12 protein-coding genes and 3 pseudogenes are annotated in these 16,112 nt (G+C 60.9%); 2 read left to right on the forward strand and 13 right to left on the reverse strand.

From position 1 onward, the window contains the following. Positions 1 to 343: 343 nt before the first annotated feature. The 9 genes and pseudogenes from NKH57_RS16935 to NKH57_RS16975 all read right to left on the reverse strand — a co-directional run bounded on the left by NKH57_RS16935 (position 344) and on the right by NKH57_RS16975 (position 8,893). Positions 344 to 1,750: a DUF6600 domain-containing protein gene (locus NKH57_RS16935; protein ID WP_352945602.1), complete on the reverse strand. Its 1,407-nt coding sequence runs from the start codon at positions 1,748 to 1,750 to the stop codon at positions 344 to 346. A gap of 711 nt (positions 1,751 to 2,461) precedes the next feature. Continuing rightward, a pseudogene (locus tag NKH57_RS16940) lies at positions 2,462 to 2,664 on the reverse strand (IS91 family transposase); the annotation flags it as partial. Positions 2,665 to 2,701: 37 nt separating this feature from the next. Next, positions 2,702 to 3,406, reverse strand: coding sequence for a GntR family transcriptional regulator (locus NKH57_RS16945; protein WP_023759958.1), 705 nt, complete (start codon positions 3,404 to 3,406; stop codon positions 2,702 to 2,704). A gap of 102 nt (positions 3,407 to 3,508) precedes the next feature. Further along, entirely contained in the window at positions 3,509 to 4,249 is a 741-nt protein-coding gene (locus NKH57_RS16950; protein WP_023759957.1) for an aspartate/glutamate racemase family protein, read from the reverse strand. A gap of 8 nt (positions 4,250 to 4,257) precedes the next feature. Then, a complete protein-coding gene (locus NKH57_RS16955; RefSeq protein WP_352833045.1) occupies positions 4,258 to 4,980 on the reverse strand; it encodes an ABC transporter ATP-binding protein in 723 nt (240 codons plus the stop codon). Positions 4,981 to 4,982: 2 nt separating this feature from the next. Further along, positions 4,983 to 5,762 (reverse strand): ABC transporter ATP-binding protein, encoded by a 780-nt coding sequence (locus NKH57_RS16960; protein WP_352833047.1) that lies wholly within the window; start codon positions 5,760 to 5,762, stop codon positions 4,983 to 4,985. Between the two features lie 4 nt (positions 5,763 to 5,766). Next, positions 5,767 to 6,741, reverse strand: a complete 975-nt coding sequence (locus NKH57_RS16965; RefSeq protein WP_352833050.1) for a branched-chain amino acid ABC transporter permease — start codon at positions 6,739 to 6,741, stop codon at positions 5,767 to 5,769. A 5-nt stretch (positions 6,742 to 6,746) separates the two neighbouring features. After that, complete coding sequence (locus tag NKH57_RS16970) at positions 6,747 to 7,613, reverse strand: branched-chain amino acid ABC transporter permease (protein ID WP_352945605.1); 867 nt, start codon at positions 7,611 to 7,613, stop codon at positions 6,747 to 6,749. Between the two features lie 77 nt (positions 7,614 to 7,690). Then, the gene (locus NKH57_RS16975) at positions 7,691 to 8,893 is read right to left on the reverse strand and encodes an ABC transporter substrate-binding protein (protein ID WP_352945607.1); all 1,203 of its coding nucleotides are present in this window, start codon (positions 8,891 to 8,893) and stop codon (positions 7,691 to 7,693) included. 1,106 nt (positions 8,894 to 9,999) lie between these two features. On the opposite strand from NKH57_RS16975, the gene NKH57_RS16980 reads away from it, so the two are divergent. Continuing rightward, the gene (locus tag NKH57_RS16980; protein WP_023759950.1) at positions 10,000 to 10,395 is read left to right on the forward strand and encodes a hypothetical protein; all 396 of its coding nucleotides are present in this window, start codon (positions 10,000 to 10,002) and stop codon (positions 10,393 to 10,395) included. Between the two features lie 278 nt (positions 10,396 to 10,673). Here NKH57_RS16980 and NKH57_RS16985 read toward each other — a convergent pair whose 3' ends face one another. Then, positions 10,674 to 11,984 carry a PRC-barrel domain-containing protein gene (locus NKH57_RS16985; protein ID WP_352604664.1) on the reverse strand — a complete coding sequence of 437 codons (1,311 nt, stop codon included), beginning with the start codon at positions 11,982 to 11,984 and terminating at the stop codon, positions 10,674 to 10,676. A 929-nt stretch (positions 11,985 to 12,913) separates the two neighbouring features. Here NKH57_RS16985 and NKH57_RS16990 point away from each other — a divergent pair. After that, positions 12,914 to 13,269, forward strand: a pseudogene (locus NKH57_RS16990) (transposase); the annotation flags it as partial. Position 13,270: 1 nt separating this feature from the next. Here NKH57_RS16990 and NKH57_RS16995 read toward each other — a convergent pair. From NKH57_RS16995 to NKH57_RS17005, 3 genes and pseudogenes are all read right to left on the reverse strand, one after another. After that, positions 13,271 to 13,387: pseudogene (locus tag NKH57_RS16995) on the reverse strand (transposase); the annotation flags it as partial. 155 nt (positions 13,388 to 13,542) lie between these two features. Next, positions 13,543 to 14,214: a GNAT family N-acetyltransferase gene (locus NKH57_RS17000; protein WP_352945610.1), complete on the reverse strand. Its 672-nt coding sequence runs from the start codon at positions 14,212 to 14,214 to the stop codon at positions 13,543 to 13,545. Continuing rightward, on the reverse strand, positions 14,211 to 15,947 hold the full coding sequence (locus tag NKH57_RS17005) for an adenylate/guanylate cyclase domain-containing protein (protein ID WP_352945611.1): 1,737 nt from the start codon (positions 15,945 to 15,947) through the stop codon (positions 14,211 to 14,213). Before NKH57_RS17005 ends, NKH57_RS17000 begins: the two co-directional genes overlap by 4 nt. Between the last annotated feature and the right edge of the window lie 165 nt (positions 15,948 to 16,112).

A 16,112-nucleotide genomic window follows, 5' to 3' on the forward strand; every position in this document is an offset into this window, starting at 1 on the left:
GCCGGCCCGGGTCGTCGGTTGGCCCTTCCGGCATATGTTCGGAAATCCATTTGTATAGAAAGTCGGCACCGCGGGTGCTCATGGCCGTTTCTGGATAAGGACCTCTGCCGATACAAACCTAGGATGGGTAACAGACAATGTCAGGCTTTTCGAAATAGCCTCGGGCGCGAGGTGACGTCTCACCCTCTTCGGCTTGCATGCTTACCCTGTGTTCGTTGACGGGCGTTCCGCGCTTCCAGCCGATATAGAGGAGAGCAGGCGGCAGCGAAGGAAAGTGGCGAGGATCGCGGCTTTTCGCGCATTCAGCGGCACCGCGATGGAATAATCGCGGTGCCGCGCACAGCTAGCAGTTCGCGTCAGTCTGCGGATCGCACGCCTTGTTTTTTTGCTTCTGTGGCTTGGGTTTGGCCGCCTGCTCGGGCTCGGCCTGCTGCTGCTCGGCGGCCGGCTGCTTCTTGCCCTTCGGCTTCTCAGGCTTGGCCGCCTGCTCGGGCTCGGCCTGCTGCTGCTCGGCGGCGGGCTGCTTCTTGGCCTTGGGCTTCTGAGGCTTGGCCGCTTGCTCTGGCTCGGCCTGCTGCGGCTCGGCGGCGGGCTGCTTCTTGGCCTTCCGCTTCTCAGGCTTGGCCGCTTCCTCTGGCTCGGCCTGCTGCGGCTCGGCGGCCGGCTGCTTCTTGGCCTTCGGCTTCTCAGGCTTGGCCGCCTGTTCCGGCCGGGCCTGCTGCTGCTCGGCGGCGGGCTGCTTCTTGGCCTTCGGCTTCTCAGGCTTGGCCGCCTTGCCGGGCTCGGCCTGCTGCTCGGCCGCGGGCTGCTCCTGGGTTGTCGGCTTCTCAGGCTTGGCCGCCTGTTCCGGCTGGGCCTGTTCGGTCTTTGCTGCGCCTTCGGTCGGCTTCGATTTCCGGCTAGCCTGAACCTGCTTCACCTCCTCGATGTCTTTGAGCTTGGCTGGTTTGGCCTTGGGGTCGGCTTTCACCTCACCTTCAAAGACCGCGACCGTATCGTTTTCCAATTTGCCGGACTGCTCGGGTGCTTCGGTCTTGCTGACCTTGACGGCAGTCACCTTCTGGTTCGTCTCCTTTTCGATCACATCAACATCAACGACTTTGTTGATCACCACGTTGTTCTGGATCGTCACGTCGCCGGCCGGCTCGGCCGCCTCGACAATGCGCACAAACTCCGGCTCATCACGGATAACGACGACAGAAATGTCCGCAGCAAGGAATTCGCGGGTAGGGACCACAACCCAGTAAAAATCCGGCGTCGCGTCGAAGGTCACCTCGATTGAAATCAGATCCGGATCGCGGCGCGGCGGCAGCGGAGCCCAAATGATGTGCTCCCTTTCACGACGCCAACTCACCCATGCTGGCGCCCAACGAGTCCCCGGAACCCAGTACCAACCGATATCGTCGGCATAGCCCCACCGGCCGTAATGGTACGTCGCCCAACCGAATGGCTCGTCGGATACCCAGAGCCAGCCATACTGCTCGGTATAGACCCAGTGTCCAAGGGTATACGGACGCCAATCGTCACGTACATGAACCGGCACGAAAACGGTCGCACCGTGGTACGAAACCCAATCACCATAGGGAGACAAGTTTTGGTAGAATGTGCTGATCGAAACGGTGGCAGCCCTTGCCTCGGACACAAGCAACAATGGCGTAATCGGGTTTGGAATCTCGACGACCGTGAGTAGACAGGCGGCTACGCCGCTCAGCATCAGTCGAACCGCATTTTGGGCAAGGACGCGTTTCATCCCGTTTCCTCCGAAACAGATCGCCCTTCGTCTTAGAAACTCGCCGGCTGTCGGATTGTTCCACCTTGCTAGCGTCGCCCGCATTGGCTCACGCAGCGGCTTTGGCATCGCACAATGATAAGGATCAAACGTCAGAGTTGCTTCATGAGGGCACCAGGTGACCAACCGCCCTCACAATTCCGCGCCCGGAGATTGGAGATGTTCCTGCTCGCAACCACGAAACTGTTTCCGCGAAGTCAGATGAGGAGACAGCCATTTTCGGACCGCTCGATGCCGCGAAGAAACCCTGCAAGCAAGCCTATGTAGACAAAGCTTCCTGCTCCCACCAATCTGAGTAGCGTGGCAATGGCCTTGAACAAATCCCGGCGTGCACACACACACTGAGATGAGATACTATTTCAAACGAACCGCTGCGCCGGCTCGGCGGGCACAAGAGCAGCACCGTCTTGGCCGAAGCGGTCGTTGCATCGCGCCGGGCCTGACAGGCCCAGTTCTCAGTCGCTCAAAGCATAAAAGTCAGGCCATCGGCCGCCGATTTCAAGCAGTTGCGAAATATCGAGCGCCCCTCCGGAGCCGCATGAAGAAGCGGCGCGGGAACACTGCGCTACCTTCTCATGGGAACTTCCGGCTCAATCGGCCCCACTTGGGCCGGTCCACGGAACTCGATCCCATAGCCGCCCCCGAGTTCCGCCACTTTGGTTATGGAGGCTAGGCGAGCACCGCCTCCGGGCCGGCGGAGGGCGCCTTGGCGTAGACCACCCAGCACTTCTTCCGGACCGGCGACAGGTGGCGCAGGAATGCCCCCGTTCCGCGAGATGAGCAATTGCGCCGAAGAAGGCGAGCCGGCTAGCGTCGTGCAGCGCGACCAACCGGGAGAGGAACAGGCGGCGGAACAGCTTGCCGAGCACGCGCACCGAATGCGAAGCTTGGCGAAGAGTTTGACAGCGCAGATCAGCGCAAGATGTCCGACAGGCTCTCGGGCTTCTTCTCGCCAAGCGACAGATCAAGGCCCGACAGAAGTTCGACGAGATGGCTTCGCATCAGGTCGGACGCGTTTTGTGCGTCGTGCTTTTCGATGGCATCGACGAGGGCGTGATGGGCGTGGCTTTCGCAGGTGGTGTCGCGGCGGCGCCAGTAGAGCGCGATGATCAGCGACGACCGCGACAGCAGGTCTTTGACGAAGCCGGTCAGGATAGAATGGCCGGCGATTTCGGCGATGCCGATATGGAATTTTGCCGACAGCATAATGGCGTCGCTGTCGCGGCCGGCATGCAGGGCCTCGTGCTCTTTTTCGAGATGAAGCCGCAGTTGCGCGACCTCGGCCGGCTTTGCCACTTCGGCGGCAAGCGCCGCGACCTTGGGCTCGATCAGCGCCCGCGCTTCGAACACCTCGCGCGCTTCCTGCTTGGTCGGCTGGGCGACGAACGCGCCGCGGTTCGGCTCGAGCCGAGCCAAGCGGTCATGCGACAGTGCCTGCAGCGCCGCGCGTATTACCGCGCGGCTCACCGAATAGATCGAGGCGAGTTCGTCCTCGGGTAGTTTTGTGCCCGGTGCGATGCGGTGGCTGACGATGGCGTCGCGCAGGCCGGCATAGACCGGAAACCAGCGCATCGTCGGCTTGTCGCCATCCCGTGGCTTTGGCCCAAGCAGGTCCATCGTCTCATTGTCCCGGCGGCCGGATCGCATAGCGGCGCGAACACCGCGTTTCCGGCCGCACATCAAACATCCTGTGTGGGAATGTCAACAATTTTGCACGCATCAGGATGCACGGCCGGTGGGCGAAAAGGGCGCAAAGATTCCGGCGAAGGATTTTTCGAGTGGAACCTGGTAGCCGCCGCGCTTTGAGGTCGACAGGCCAAGGCCGACGAGGCTCTCGCAGAGTTTTACTGCGCAGGCGACGCCGTCGATCACGGGAAGGCTATGTTCGCGGCTGAGCGCGGCAGCGAGGTCGGCCATGCCGGCGCATCCCAGCACAATCGCTTCGGCCCGGTCGTCGCGGATGGCGCGCTCGATCTCCTCCGAAATTCGATGGCGGGCGTTGGAGCCGGGCACTTCGAGCTCCAGAACGGGAACGTCGCTGGCTCGTACCCTGGCGCAGCGGCTGGCGAGGCCGTAGCGCACCAGATTGTGCTCGATCGCCGGCACCGAACGCGACAGCGTCGTCACCACGCTGAACTTGCCGGCAATCAGGCTGGCCATGTGAAACGCCGCTTCGCCGATGCCGATCACCGGCATCTCGCCAACGCAGCGTACTGCGTCGAGGCCGGTGTCGTCGAAGCAAGCGATGACGCAGGCGCTCGACGCCGGATGTCTCTGGATCTCGCCAATCATTCCCGGGATGGCGAAGACCTCGTCGAAATAGCCTTCGATGCTCGGCGGCCCATCCTTCGGATTGGTCGCGATGATCCTGGTGCCGGCCGAAGCCGCGCCGCGTGCCGCCTCGCCGATCTTCTCGGTCATGGACGCAGTGGTGTTGGGATTGACGACGAGTATGTCCATTTGCGCCTTCATATTTCGCCGCCGAGATAGAGTTTCTTGACCCGATCGTCGGCAAGCAGCTCAGCCGAATCTCCGGCCAGCGCGATCGTTCCGGTCGTCAGTGCGTAGGCGCGCTGCGAGATGCGCAGCGCCATGCGCGAATTCTGCTCGACCAGCAGCACGCTGACCTTTTCGTCGCGGTTGATCGCGACGATCGAGCGGGCGATGTCCTGCACGAGCTTCGGCGCGACGCCGAGCGAGGGTTCGTCGAGCAAGAGCAGCTTCGGCTTGGCCATCAGCGCCCGCCCGATCACCAGCATCTGCTGTTCGCCGCCGCTCATCGTGCCCGCGGTCTGCGAATAGCGTTCCTTCAGGCGCGGAAAACGCCCGAGCACCATCTCCAGCGTCGTGGCGATGTCGGCCTTGTTGGTGCGGGTGAATGCGCCCATCATCAGATTGTCGCGCACGGTCATGTAGGAAAAGACGCGCCGGCCCTCCGGCACCATAGCGATGCCCATCCTGACCAGCTCGTCAGGCCGCGTTTGGTCGATGCGGCGGCCCTGGAAATGAATCTCGCCGCTACGGACTTTTTTCAGGCCGGTAATGGCGCGCAGGATTGACGATTTGCCCGCACCGTTCGCGCCGATCAGCGCTACCGTCTCGCCCTCGTTGACGCTCAGCGACACGCCCTTCAGCGCATAGACGTGGTCGTAGTAGAGTTCGACATTGGAGACGCTCAGCAGTTCGCTCATGGCTAAAATCCGATCGTCTCGTCTTCGGCGCCGAGATAGGCTTCGATGACCTTTTCGTTCTCTTGGATTTCTTTCGGCGTTCCCTCGGCGATTTTGACGCCGAAGTTCAGGACGACGATACGGTCGGAAATGTTCATCACCGCGGGCATGTCGTGCTCGACGAGTAGCACGGTCACGCCGCGTTTGCGTACGCCGCGCACCATTTTCACCGCACGCACGGTTTCGTCGTGGTTCATGCCGGCAAAGGGTTCGTCGAGCAGGAGCACGGTCGGATTGGTGGCGAGGCCGATGGCAATCCCCAGCGCGCGCAGATGCCCGTGCGGCAGCGTGCTCGCGATCTCATGCCGTTGCGCGCCGAGATCGAGGAAATCGATGATCTCGTCGGCGGATCGTCCGAATTCGGCCTCGTCGCGCCGCGCTGTAGTCGTGCCAAGATAGAAGCCGGCAAGGGTGGCATTGGAACGCAGGTGATGTGCGATGATGACGTTGTCGCGCACGGTCATGCCCTTGAAGATCGTCGTCTCCTGGAATGTGCGGACGACGCCGTTCCGGGCGACGATATGCGGCGCCAGGCCGGAAATCCGCTGTCCGCGAAACAGCACCTCGCCCGAGCTCGGACTGAGGAAAGAGGAAATCAGCTTGAACAGCGTCGATTTGCCGGCGCCGTTGGGACCGATCACGGAGAGGATTTCGCGTTCGCGGACGGCGAAGGAAACGTTGTTGACCGCGACCAGCCCGCCGAAGCGTTTGGTCACTGCCTTGATCTGGAGAAGCTCGGTCATGGTCCTAGCCCTGCTTCTTGCCGAACAGCCGCAGGCTGAGCAGGCCGTTGGGAAGGAACAGCATCAGCGCGATCAGCACCGACGAGAAGATCAGCAACTGGAACTCGCCGGTCTCGAACAGGAAATCCCAGCCGAAATAGAGCACGAAGGTGCCGATCATCGGCCCGAAGACGTAGCTCAGCCCGCCGAGGAAGCAGTTCAGCATGAAGTTCACCGAGTCGGTGACGGTGAAGCTGGACGGATAAATCGACTGCGAAATGGCGACAAACATTGCGCCGCCGAGACCGCCGAGGAACGAGGAGATGGCGTAGGCGATGACGCGCAGATAGGCGATGTTGACGCCGATCGAGGAGGCCAGTTCCTCGTTCTGCTGCAGCGACTGGCAGAGCTTGCCGATGCGCGAATGGACAAGGCGGTAAAGCCCGGCAAAGCACAGCACCATCAGCACCACCGAAACGAGATAGAACGCCGGGCGTGGATTGGCGAGCGATGCGAAATCGGGAAGGATGGTCAGGCCGAAGATCGAAATGCCGCCGGGGAGCGGAATGCTCACCATGCCCTTGGCGCCGTTGGTGATCGGCAGCGCCAGCGCCAGCAGCCGCGCCACTTCGGTCAACACCAGCGTGACCATCGCGAAATAAACGCCGCGGAGCCTCAGGATGGGCAGTCCGATCAGCACGCTTGCAGCGGCGCAGAACAGCCCGGCCAGCGGCAGTGTCAGCCAAAACGACACACCGTGCTGGACGACCAGGATGGCCGAAACATAGCCGCCCATAAGCGCGAAGGCACCCTGGCCGATATTGATACGGCCGATGTAGAAGGTCACCCACACGCCGGCGCTGGCGATGCTCAGCAAAGCGACCGAGGTCAGCGTGTAGTAGAGGTCGAGCCGACCGGTCGCCTCGATCAGCCAGGGCACGCCGATGAGTACGACCAGCAGGAAGACAGCGACGGCGAAGATGTTGCGTGTACGCTTCATGTCGATCATCCCCACGGTTTGCCCATGAGCCCGTTGGGGCGGATGCTGAGAAAGACCATCAGCGCGGCGAAGATGACGAGATAGGTGACGTCGCCATAGTGGCGTAGCACCGTCAGGCCGACCGATTCCATCATGCCGAGGATCAAGCCGCCGGCGATCGCTCCGCTGACGACGCCGGCTCCACCGATCATCACCATCAAGAACGCCTTGATCGAGATCGGCCCGCCAATGCCCGAATTGACGCCGGTGATGGCGACCAGCAGCCCGCCGACTATGCCGGCAAGCATGGCGCCAAGCGCAAAGCCGATCATCGAATAGCGGTCGACGTCGACGCCCATAAGCTGCGCCGCGATCCGGTCCTGCGCCAGCGCCCGCATGGCGCGTCCCGGCTTGCTATACTGCATGAAAAGCACGAAGGAGGCGATGAACAGTATGGCGAGTGCGCCGACCAGCAGCCGGTCGTAAGGCATTATGAGGCCGTCGGAGACGAAGACGCCGCTGACGATCTTCGGCACGCCGCGCTGCTTTTCACCGAACAGCAGGAGGATCACAGCGTCGAGGAAGAATGCGACTGCCGCCGCGAGAAGCATCGTACTTTCCTCCCGCACGCTTCGCCTAATCACCGTTCTGAAAAGGAATTTCTCGACCAGCGCTCCAATGACCAGCAGCGTGATCCCGGACGCGACGAGGGCGACGACGAAAGGCATGCCGAGCTGGCCATAGACGGTGTAGGTGACGAAGCCACCGAGAACGTACATCTGCCCATGGGCAAAGTTCAGCACGTTCATCAGAGCGAAGATCAGGGTCAGACCGAGCGCGATCAAGGCGTATTGCGCGCCAAGATAAAGCCCGTTGGCGATGACTTGTTCCATCAGGATGGTTCCCGGCCATTCAGAGGCTCAAGGCGAATGCACGAGCCTCTGCGGCAATCCGCTTCAGTGCAGTTGCGTCAATCGACTTGAGCGACGAAGAGCGTCTCGAACTTGCCGTCGCGGTATTCCGTGACCACCATCGGGACCGAAAGCTGGCGCTTCTGGCCAAACGACGTCATTCCGACATAGGTCAGCTTGGCATCGCCCTTCAGATAGGGATTGGGTGCCGAGAAAGTGTCGATCGTCTTCTTGAACTCTTCGACATTGTTGATCGCGGCCGGGTTCGCCTTCAGCGTCTCGATGATGTATTCGAGCGCGTAGACCTTGGTGTTGGACTCGTCATTGTATTCGCCGAACATTTTCGTATAGCGGTCGACGAACTCCTTCATCATGTCGGACGCGATTTCGGGGGTCGATGCGCCGCCGACTGAGATGAAGCCGTTGGCCAACTCGCCCGCGCCCTCTTCCAGCACCTTGGCATCCTGCGCCGTTTCGGTGGAGATCAGACCTTCGTAGCCGAGCTCGCGCGCGGCGCGGATCAGCAGCGGCGCATTGCCGGGCGCGACACCCGAAAGCACCAGCAGGTCCGGTTTTTGCAAAACGATCGGCGTCAGTACCGGGGTGAAATCGCGGGTATCGTTTTGGTAGACGTCCGTGGCAGCCACAACCTCAAGCCCGAGCGCCTTTGCCGCGGCAACACCGCCATCCCGCTGGCTCAGCGGATCGGATTCGTTGGCGGCGACAAAGGCAACTTTTTTCACGCCCCTGTTTTCCTTGAGATATTTGTAGACCGCCGGAGCTGACTGGTAGTTGGCGATCATGCCGAGCACGGCATTGGACGCCGGCGGGGTATAGAGTTCCTTCGGGAATGCGTAGGGAAAATAGATGATGCCCTTGGATTCTGCCACGGGGCGCACCGCCGCCGCGCCGTCGTCGACATTCGGACCGACGACATAGTGGATGCCCTCCTGGGCCATCTTCTCCATGCCGGCGATCGCCCGCTTCGGGTCCTTCTGATCGTCGAAGGTAACAATTTTGATGTCATAGGTCTCGTCACCAATCTTCACACCGCCGGTTTCGTTGATCCAGGCGGCGCGCGTCTGCATCGAGCGGACGTTGGATGTGCCCCACGCAGCGGCCGCGCCACTCGTGACGCCGACAAAGCCGATCTTGAGTTCCTTGTTGGCGGCGTGCACCGTGATTGTGCCGCCGGCCATGATTGCCAGCGCAGAGACGGCGCCGAGCGCGGCGAATGTGATTATTGAACGTCTATTGATCATTGTTCTTTCCCCTTTGGAGGCCGCGCATTGTTGCGACAGAACTCGACCGATACGCGACTTTTGTGAGTGAAGGCTCGAATCTATTATTTGTCAACAAAAGTTTTACAGATTGTTGACAATCTGTAAGGTCGTAGATGAAGGACGCAGTCCGCATCCGATGCGCTGCTGCAATCGATCGACCTGGCGGTTCGCAGTAACCTGCTGATTTTGCTAGCCAACTTAGCCACAATCGGTGACTCAACTATCACAAATCCTGGCCGCTGCCTGCTCTTTCCGATAGGGACACCAGTGCTGTGACGGTCGAACATTAGAACCGCTTAATAACATCTCCACTAGCACTACGCAGGCGATTTGGTCCGCAGTGAGGGGCGGATGGGGTTAGGTTGCCCACTAGCATCTACCCCACAGTTCACAAGGGCTTCCACTGGCACTGTGGCGGCGATTGGCTCTCGTGGAAATTCCCCACCCACTAGCACTGCGGCGGGCGACAAAGGCCTCCACTGCCACTGTGAAGACGAACCCATACCACCAGGATGGTGAAGGTGATTTCCTCGCCGGCCGACAACGGCCCCTAAGATTACGCAGACCTACCGACCGGCGGCTGTTCTCCCAGCGTTGCGGCTGCCCTTTCTCCTTCCAAGCGATGGAGGTGGCGCACTGGCCGGTCGGCGCCGAAACAACGAACGAAAGCCCGAATCGTTCCGAAAGACCGCTGCAATTCCCCAACACAATCGGTTTGCGAGATCTGGTCGAGGGCGAAGGCGGTTAGCACTCCGACGCGGCATGCGAGGCAGTTGTGTCAGCAGTTCCACTCCGGTCGACAGATAGCCGGAATGCACTGCGGCCGATGGATTTGCAAGACTGTTCGGCCTGGACGTCGGGGTCGGAGGGCCGACTGGATCAGGCGGTTTTGCGGGTCCGCTCGACATTCGGCACCGGCCAAATGCGGTCGCTCTGTATTAAACTTGGCCCCAAGCCGGTGTCGAGACTCGCCGCCGATCGAGTAATTCTTTGATCATGTTTGGTCGAAAAGAGGCGAGTGGGATGGTTGTGCACAAACCAACTGATCAATTGCAATCCTGATCTTCTTGGGAGCAAATCTTGGCATGGCGGCGGAAGAGCTGGACGCGCTTGTTTTCGGGATGGCGGTCGACGGCGTTCGTGCGCTTCCCGTTGGCTTCACCGAAAAAGTCGCAGAAATCGCCAGCAGAAGCCACGGCGTCCTGCTTTTCGATTTGCGCATCGATGGCGACTTGGAAATGCAACGGATCGCCGCCATCGAATATCCGAGCAATCAGACAGGCATCCTGGCGCTGGACAAGCAGGGCTCGGTGATCAGCCATTGCATGGTCAATGGGACTTTCTCCACCTTTATCGCTCCGTTGGCGGACTGGAACACTCTGCCGTTGCCCATGCAGGCCAGGACGAGTATCACCGGCCCGGCAAGCCTCTTCATCGGCGCTTTACGCAACGCCGGATATATCCCGCGCGGCAGGCCCTGACCCGAAGTTTAGTTCGACGAGCATGACGGGCCAGGGTTCATCCTCAAGATCGGGGCCCACCGTGGACGGTCGATCGCCGTGACACTCAACGACAACCTCGACTATTTCGGCCAGACCGTGAATGTCGCCGCGCGCGTCCGTCCTTGGCAGAAGTCGGACAATGGATGCCGCAAGTGCTACGACGGTGGAAAAGTCACGGCACTGCTACCCCTCTTGGCGTAAGAGATCCGGCGAGCGGAGCCAAATAGCGGCTGTACTCGCCGGGGCGCCTATTCTAGCTACCGCACGACCATTCGCTGCTGGTCACGCTTCTGTGCATAGCTGCCCTTGTCATAGGCGGCCTGTGCCTGGAGCTGTTCCTTGGTGAATGTCGTGTACAGATACTTCTTGCCATTCTTGTCGGTCATGAATTTCAAATTGTCCATGCCGACCGCCACTTCCTTCGAACCTATGCCAAGGAAGCCGCCGACATCGACGATCACCGCGTCGGGCTTCTTGTCCGGCGTCAGCACGACATCGCCGATCTGGCCGACCTTGGCATCATTGGCACCGTAGACCGTCGTGCCCTTCAGATCGTCACCTCGGATTTCCCCAATCGGCATCTGCTTGAGCGTGGACTTGTCGATTGCCCCGGTCGTTGTCTGGTCCGGTGCCGTAGTGGCCGCAGGGGCCGCGGCCGTCTTGTTGGCGGGAGCGGCGGCAGGGGCCGTGGTCACGGCTGGGGCGGTTGCAGCCGGCTGATTGGATGCCGTTGTGGCCGGTGCAGGGTCGTAGGCCTTGCGATTGAAATCCGGCTGCGCCTGCAACTCCTCCTTGGTGGTCTGCGCCACCAGCCAGCGGTTGCCGTTCTTCTCCGCCCACTGTGCCTTGTCGAAATCATAGGTGACGTTCTTGGTGCCCAGACCAAGGAAACCACCCACGCCGATGACCAGGGACTGCGCCTTGCCTTCCTTGGACAGAACGATGTCCTCGACCTTGCCGATATTCTGCGCGTCATCGCCCGTACCGTTGTAGACGGTCTCGCCGAGAATGTTGGTGGCAAGGTTGCCATCGGCCCGCTTCACCGGCTCTGCCGGGGCGGTGTTCGTGGCGGGGGCCTGCGCGGTGGTGGTCGGCGCGGACGCCGACGGAGCTTGCGTGGTCGTCAATGGTGCGGGCGGCGGGGCATAGGCGTTGCTGTCGAAGTCCGGCCGTGCCTTCAGTTCGTCCTTGGTCGTTTGGGCGACCAGCCAGCGGTCGCCGTTCTTCTCGGCCCACTGCAGCTTGTCGAAATCGAAGGCGACATTCTTCGTCCCTACACCCAGGAAGCCGCCGACGCCGATGACGACGGATTTCGCCTGGCCGTTCTTGTCGAAGACGACGTCGCTGACCTTGCCGATATTCTCGGCATTGTCACCGGTGCCGTTGTAGACGGTTTCGCCGATGATGTTGGTGACGATGCTGCCCTCGGCGCGGGGTACCGGAGCGGTGACCGCGGGCTCCTGCGCGGATGGTGGGGCGGCAGGCGTCGGGGTGCTCGTGCTCTGCGCATACGCGCCTGTCGCGATCAATGTCGCGAGGGCGGTGGTGGCTAAAAGGGTGCGAATCATGATAGTCTCTCCTGTGCCTGATTTCGTATAGGCCGCGCGGCCCTGCGGGACATCGGGCGCGGCACTTCACGATTCACAACGTTGGGACAGCGCCGTTGTTCCGGCGAAACTCAATGGTATATTAGCCATCTCTCCTTCGCTCCTGCTATGCATTCCGCTCCTCGGAAAACGCTGTTTGACTTCCGCCGTAAGGCGTTGACGTCTTGAAGCGGATCAGCTCGCCATTTCCATTGCCGGCGTAGGCGGCGCATCGATCACACCGCGAACAAGTCTGGATCTGCGAAGGTTCCTTCGCCCAACTCGCGAATCTCGAATTTTCAGTGTTATCGCGATCGGCTAATTCGGTTTGGCCATAAGACACGCCTGGAAATGGCTGCCGCCTGAAAACGTCGTTAGTCGGTTGAGCCCGAAATGATCACGCGACGCACCCATTCCAAGATTTGTTCCTGTTCGACAGTCGGACGCGAGTTGAAATCTTCGGGAAGATGCCACGCCAGACGTCTGCGTTCAGCCGGACCGATATCGTCGAGCCATATGTCCGGTCGCTGATCGTGCCCAATGCGGGAGCTTTCCTTTGAAGTACCCCTCTGGGAGGCTATACCGACGTTCAATCCGACCGAGAAGCTCGAAGCCGCGAAGTCGCGTCCCGATGTCCCGCCCTCATTTCCCAGACCGCAAGCCCGGCGGCGTTGCGCTGCCGGTCGGTTTCGTCGCTACGGCACTCATGGCGTCGGGCCAGAACGCCGGAATAGGGCGTTGCGCCCTTCGCGTCGGCGATCATCATGGCGTCCGGCCGCTGCGGCATGTTCAAGCGTGAGACGGGCATTCTTGTGGATGTTCATTCGGACCTTCCGGTGAGTGCTGCAGCTTGGTAACTCCAGTCTCCTCGGTCCGGTCCGAATGGACAACCCTCTGAAAGCTCACACCTAGGTCTCTCGACCCGCTCGGTCGATGACCTGGTCAAGGCCATGGGCATGAGCGGCATCTCCAAGAGGCAAGGCAGCCGGCTGTGCGAAGAGATCGACGGCAAGGTCAAAGCGTTCCTCGAAAGACCCATCGACGGCGACTGGTATATCTGTGGATCGACGCCGCCTACCTGAAGGTGCGCTGCGGCGGCCGCATCGTCTCGGTCACCGTCATTATCGCTGTCGGCGTCAATGCGGACGGCCGACGCGAGGTGCTGGGCATGGAGATCGGCACGTCTGAGGCCGAGCCGACCTGGACGGAGTTCCTGCGCAAGCCGACGGGCCTGCGCGGCGTCAAGCTCGTCGTCTCCGACGCCCATGGCTCTCCCGGTTGGCCAGCTCAACGCCCAAAACCTGGCGCCGGCCCTCCCAATCCACGCCGATCGCCACCAGCACTGCCTGGCTGGCGATCAGGCCCGCCTCGCGAGCCCGTGTCCAAAATGAAAATCAGGATGCCATCAATGGCTTGCGGATAGTTCACGGACGAAGTTCTCTTTCGTTCGAGATGGCCTGGTTCAATCTCCAGCATTCTCCTGCTGCCATACTGGCCGGAGCGAGTGCCGGCCGCGAGCGAGTGACCTTTGAGCCGTGGCTCAGAGCGTCTTGCTCATCATCAGGATTGGAACCGGAGCGCCGCCACGGTCATCGACGAATTTCTCGGCGGGTTGGTAGCCGCAGGCTCGATAGAGCGGCTCTCCTGCCATCGTGGCTGCCAGATCGGCACGGCGGAAGCCCTCAGCCTTAGCGGCACGTTCACAAAGTGAAAGGATAAGACGGCCGACGCCTCGCCGGACAAAGTCCGGATGCGTATACATGGCTCTGATACGTGCCGCGTCCGTGGCTGGATCAAGCAGTGCCGCGTTGCGTACCGGTAACTGATCGCCACCATACATGGTCGTGCGCCGGCTCCAGCCACCGCACCCTGCCAGGACGCCGTCGTGCTTCACGACGAAATAGGTGCCATCATCGATAAGCTGCGTGTCCAGCCCCATGATTGCGCGGCTGGATCGGATCTGGTCATCGTCGAGAAACGGTTTCTGGAGTTCGGAGATCGCTGCGTCCATGAGCGCAATCATGGAGGCGAGGTCCTCGCGTCGTGCTATCCGGTGCCGAAAGTCTTCACTAGCCATGTTCAAGCCCCCCGTGAGGCGAAACAAACGCTGATATGGCGAATTTCGTTCCGTCAGAAGACCAAATGTTCGCTGCTGCGACAGGCTTGGGACGCCTGTCGACAGCAGGCCGAAGCTATAACTAATGACAGTCATGCTGGCAGGCCCGCCATGCGATAACCTTCCTCGATGTGCCGTCGCACGTCTTCGGCCGGGAATGGCTGCGATTCCGACCAGTGCCGGATAGTGAAGTGCGGATTGCTCATCATGAACATTTTCGCCTCCCAGCGCGCTTCCTCCAAACGGCCAAGTTGCGCAAGGCTTGCTGCAAGCAGGCGCCGTGAAGTCGTGCGATAGGTTTCGGGCCTGCGCAGCGTTTGGATCGCGGATTCGTAGTCGCCCATGGCATATTGGGACTGACCCAACATCCAATAATACCAACCGGGCGGGTGAGGGTTGAGTCGCAGTGCCCTGCGGACCTGGTCTATGGCTTCGGCAGGTCGGCCCTTTTGCGTCGTCAATTCGGCCCGCATAGCCCAAGCATCGGCGTGGTTGGGATCCAGCTCGTGGGCAGCATTGAATTCGGCATCCGATTCCGCCCAGCGACTCTCATGTCCCAATATGACGCCCAATACCCATCTGTTCCCGGCGTCGTTCGGATCGAGTTCGACCGCCAGCTGCGCTTCGGCGAGCGCTCTTGCGCGGTTGGGGTCCATCGGTTCATCCCAGAACTCCCAGCCCAGCCAGAGGTTGAGTGCCAGCCAACGGTGCGCCTCCGCGTATTCCGGGTCGAGCGCGATTGCGCGGTCCAGCAGCAAAATGGCCTCTTTCGCGGTAAGCGCCGTTTGCAGACCAAGGGCCCGGGCACGCACACAGATATCATAAGCCTCCAGGTTGCTCGGTCTGCTGCGCGCCGGCGCTGTGGTCAGGCGGCCAACCAGAGCCTCGACAATCTTGCCGGTCACCTCATCCTGAACAGCGAAGATATCTTCTAGGCTGCGGTCGAATCTTTCGGCCCAAAGGTGGTCACCCGCGATCGCGTCGATCAGTTGGGCGTTGATACGCACCCGTCCAGCGGCCCGCCGTGCACTACCTTCAAGAAGATGGCGAACGCCCAATTCGCGTGCGATGCGACGCACATCAACGTGCCTGCCTTTGTATGCAAATGCCGAGTTGCTGGCGATGACGAACAACTCGCTTGTCCTCGACAGATCCGTGATCAAGTCTTCGGTGAGGCCATCGACAAATGCCTCCTGCTCCGGATCATTGCTCATGTTCGTAAAGGGGAGGACGGCAATGGACGGCTTGGCGGGGAGCTGCAGAGGCGCTTTCTCTGCGAGCCCGCCATCGTCCGACGCGGTCGACAACGAGATCCGGTAGACTGACACCGGTTCGGTGACGTTCTTGATCGCTTGCGGACCAAGTTCGTCGAAGCCGCAATCGAGCTTCCGCTTGACTTGGTCGTAGACGCTGCCGGACACAAAGACATCTCCTGCCCCGGCCATTGCCTGGAGCCGCACTGCGACAATGACGCCGTCGCCGAACAGATCGCCGTCCTCGACGACGACATCGCCCAGATTGATGCCGATATGCAGGTTGATTCTCCGGTCGGCGGTCACACCCTCGTTTGCGGCCGCCATCCGCTTCTGAAGGTCCACGGCGCATGACACGGCGTTCACGGCGCTTCCGAACTCGACCAGAACGCCATCACCCATCACTTTTACAATACGGCCTTTACGGTCGCGCACGAGCGGTTCGAGAATTTCCTTCCTCCTCCTCCTTAACGCGGCCAACGTTCCTTGCTCGTCCACGTCCAGAAGTCGACTGTAGCCCACCACGTCGGCAGCCAATATGGCGGCAAGGCGGCGTTGGGGGCGTTCTTCGGCCATTTCGCGTTGCTTTCATTGAAAGCAGAAAAGCGAATTTTATGCCGACCATTTCAAAAGTCTATCAGGTTGACTTCGAGGCTCGATCGCCAAGCAGCTACATACGGTCATCGCAGCTGTCGATTGTCCCCACTTGGGCTACGACTTGCCCTTGGGCTCGTCTTGGAG

It is taken from the genome of Mesorhizobium sp. M1050, from assembly GCF_040318715.1.
Lineage (GTDB): Bacteria > Pseudomonadota > Alphaproteobacteria > Rhizobiales > Rhizobiaceae > Mesorhizobium.

Coding starts and splice junctions, on each gene's coding strand:
- NKH57_RS16935 (WP_352945602.1), bottom strand. CDS start 1,750: ATGAAACGCGTCCTTGCCCAAAATGCGGTTCGACTGATGCTGAGCGGC.
- NKH57_RS16945 (WP_023759958.1), bottom strand. CDS start 3,406: ATGGACCTGCTTGGGCCAAAGCCACGGGATGGCGACAAGCCGACGATG.
- NKH57_RS16950 (WP_023759957.1), bottom strand. CDS start 4,249: ATGGACATACTCGTCGTCAATCCCAACACCACTGCGTCCATGACCGAG.
- NKH57_RS16955 (WP_352833045.1), bottom strand. CDS start 4,980: ATGAGCGAACTGCTGAGCGTCTCCAATGTCGAACTCTACTACGACCAC.
- NKH57_RS16960 (WP_352833047.1), bottom strand. CDS start 5,762: ATGACCGAGCTTCTCCAGATCAAGGCAGTGACCAAACGCTTCGGCGGG.
- NKH57_RS16965 (WP_352833050.1), bottom strand. CDS start 6,741: ATGAAGCGTACACGCAACATCTTCGCCGTCGCTGTCTTCCTGCTGGTC.
- NKH57_RS16970 (WP_352945605.1), bottom strand. CDS start 7,613: ATGGAACAAGTCATCGCCAACGGGCTTTATCTTGGCGCGCAATACGCC.
- NKH57_RS16975 (WP_352945607.1), bottom strand. CDS start 8,893: ATGATCAATAGACGTTCAATAATCACATTCGCCGCGCTCGGCGCCGTC.
- NKH57_RS16980 (WP_023759950.1), top strand. CDS start 10,000: ATGGCGGCGGAAGAGCTGGACGCGCTTGTTTTCGGGATGGCGGTCGAC.
- NKH57_RS16985 (WP_352604664.1), bottom strand. CDS start 11,984: ATGATTCGCACCCTTTTAGCCACCACCGCCCTCGCGACATTGATCGCG.
- NKH57_RS17000 (WP_352945610.1), bottom strand. CDS start 14,214: ATGACTGTCATTAGTTATAGCTTCGGCCTGCTGTCGACAGGCGTCCCA.
- NKH57_RS17005 (WP_352945611.1), bottom strand. CDS start 15,947: ATGGCCGAAGAACGCCCCCAACGCCGCCTTGCCGCCATATTGGCTGCC.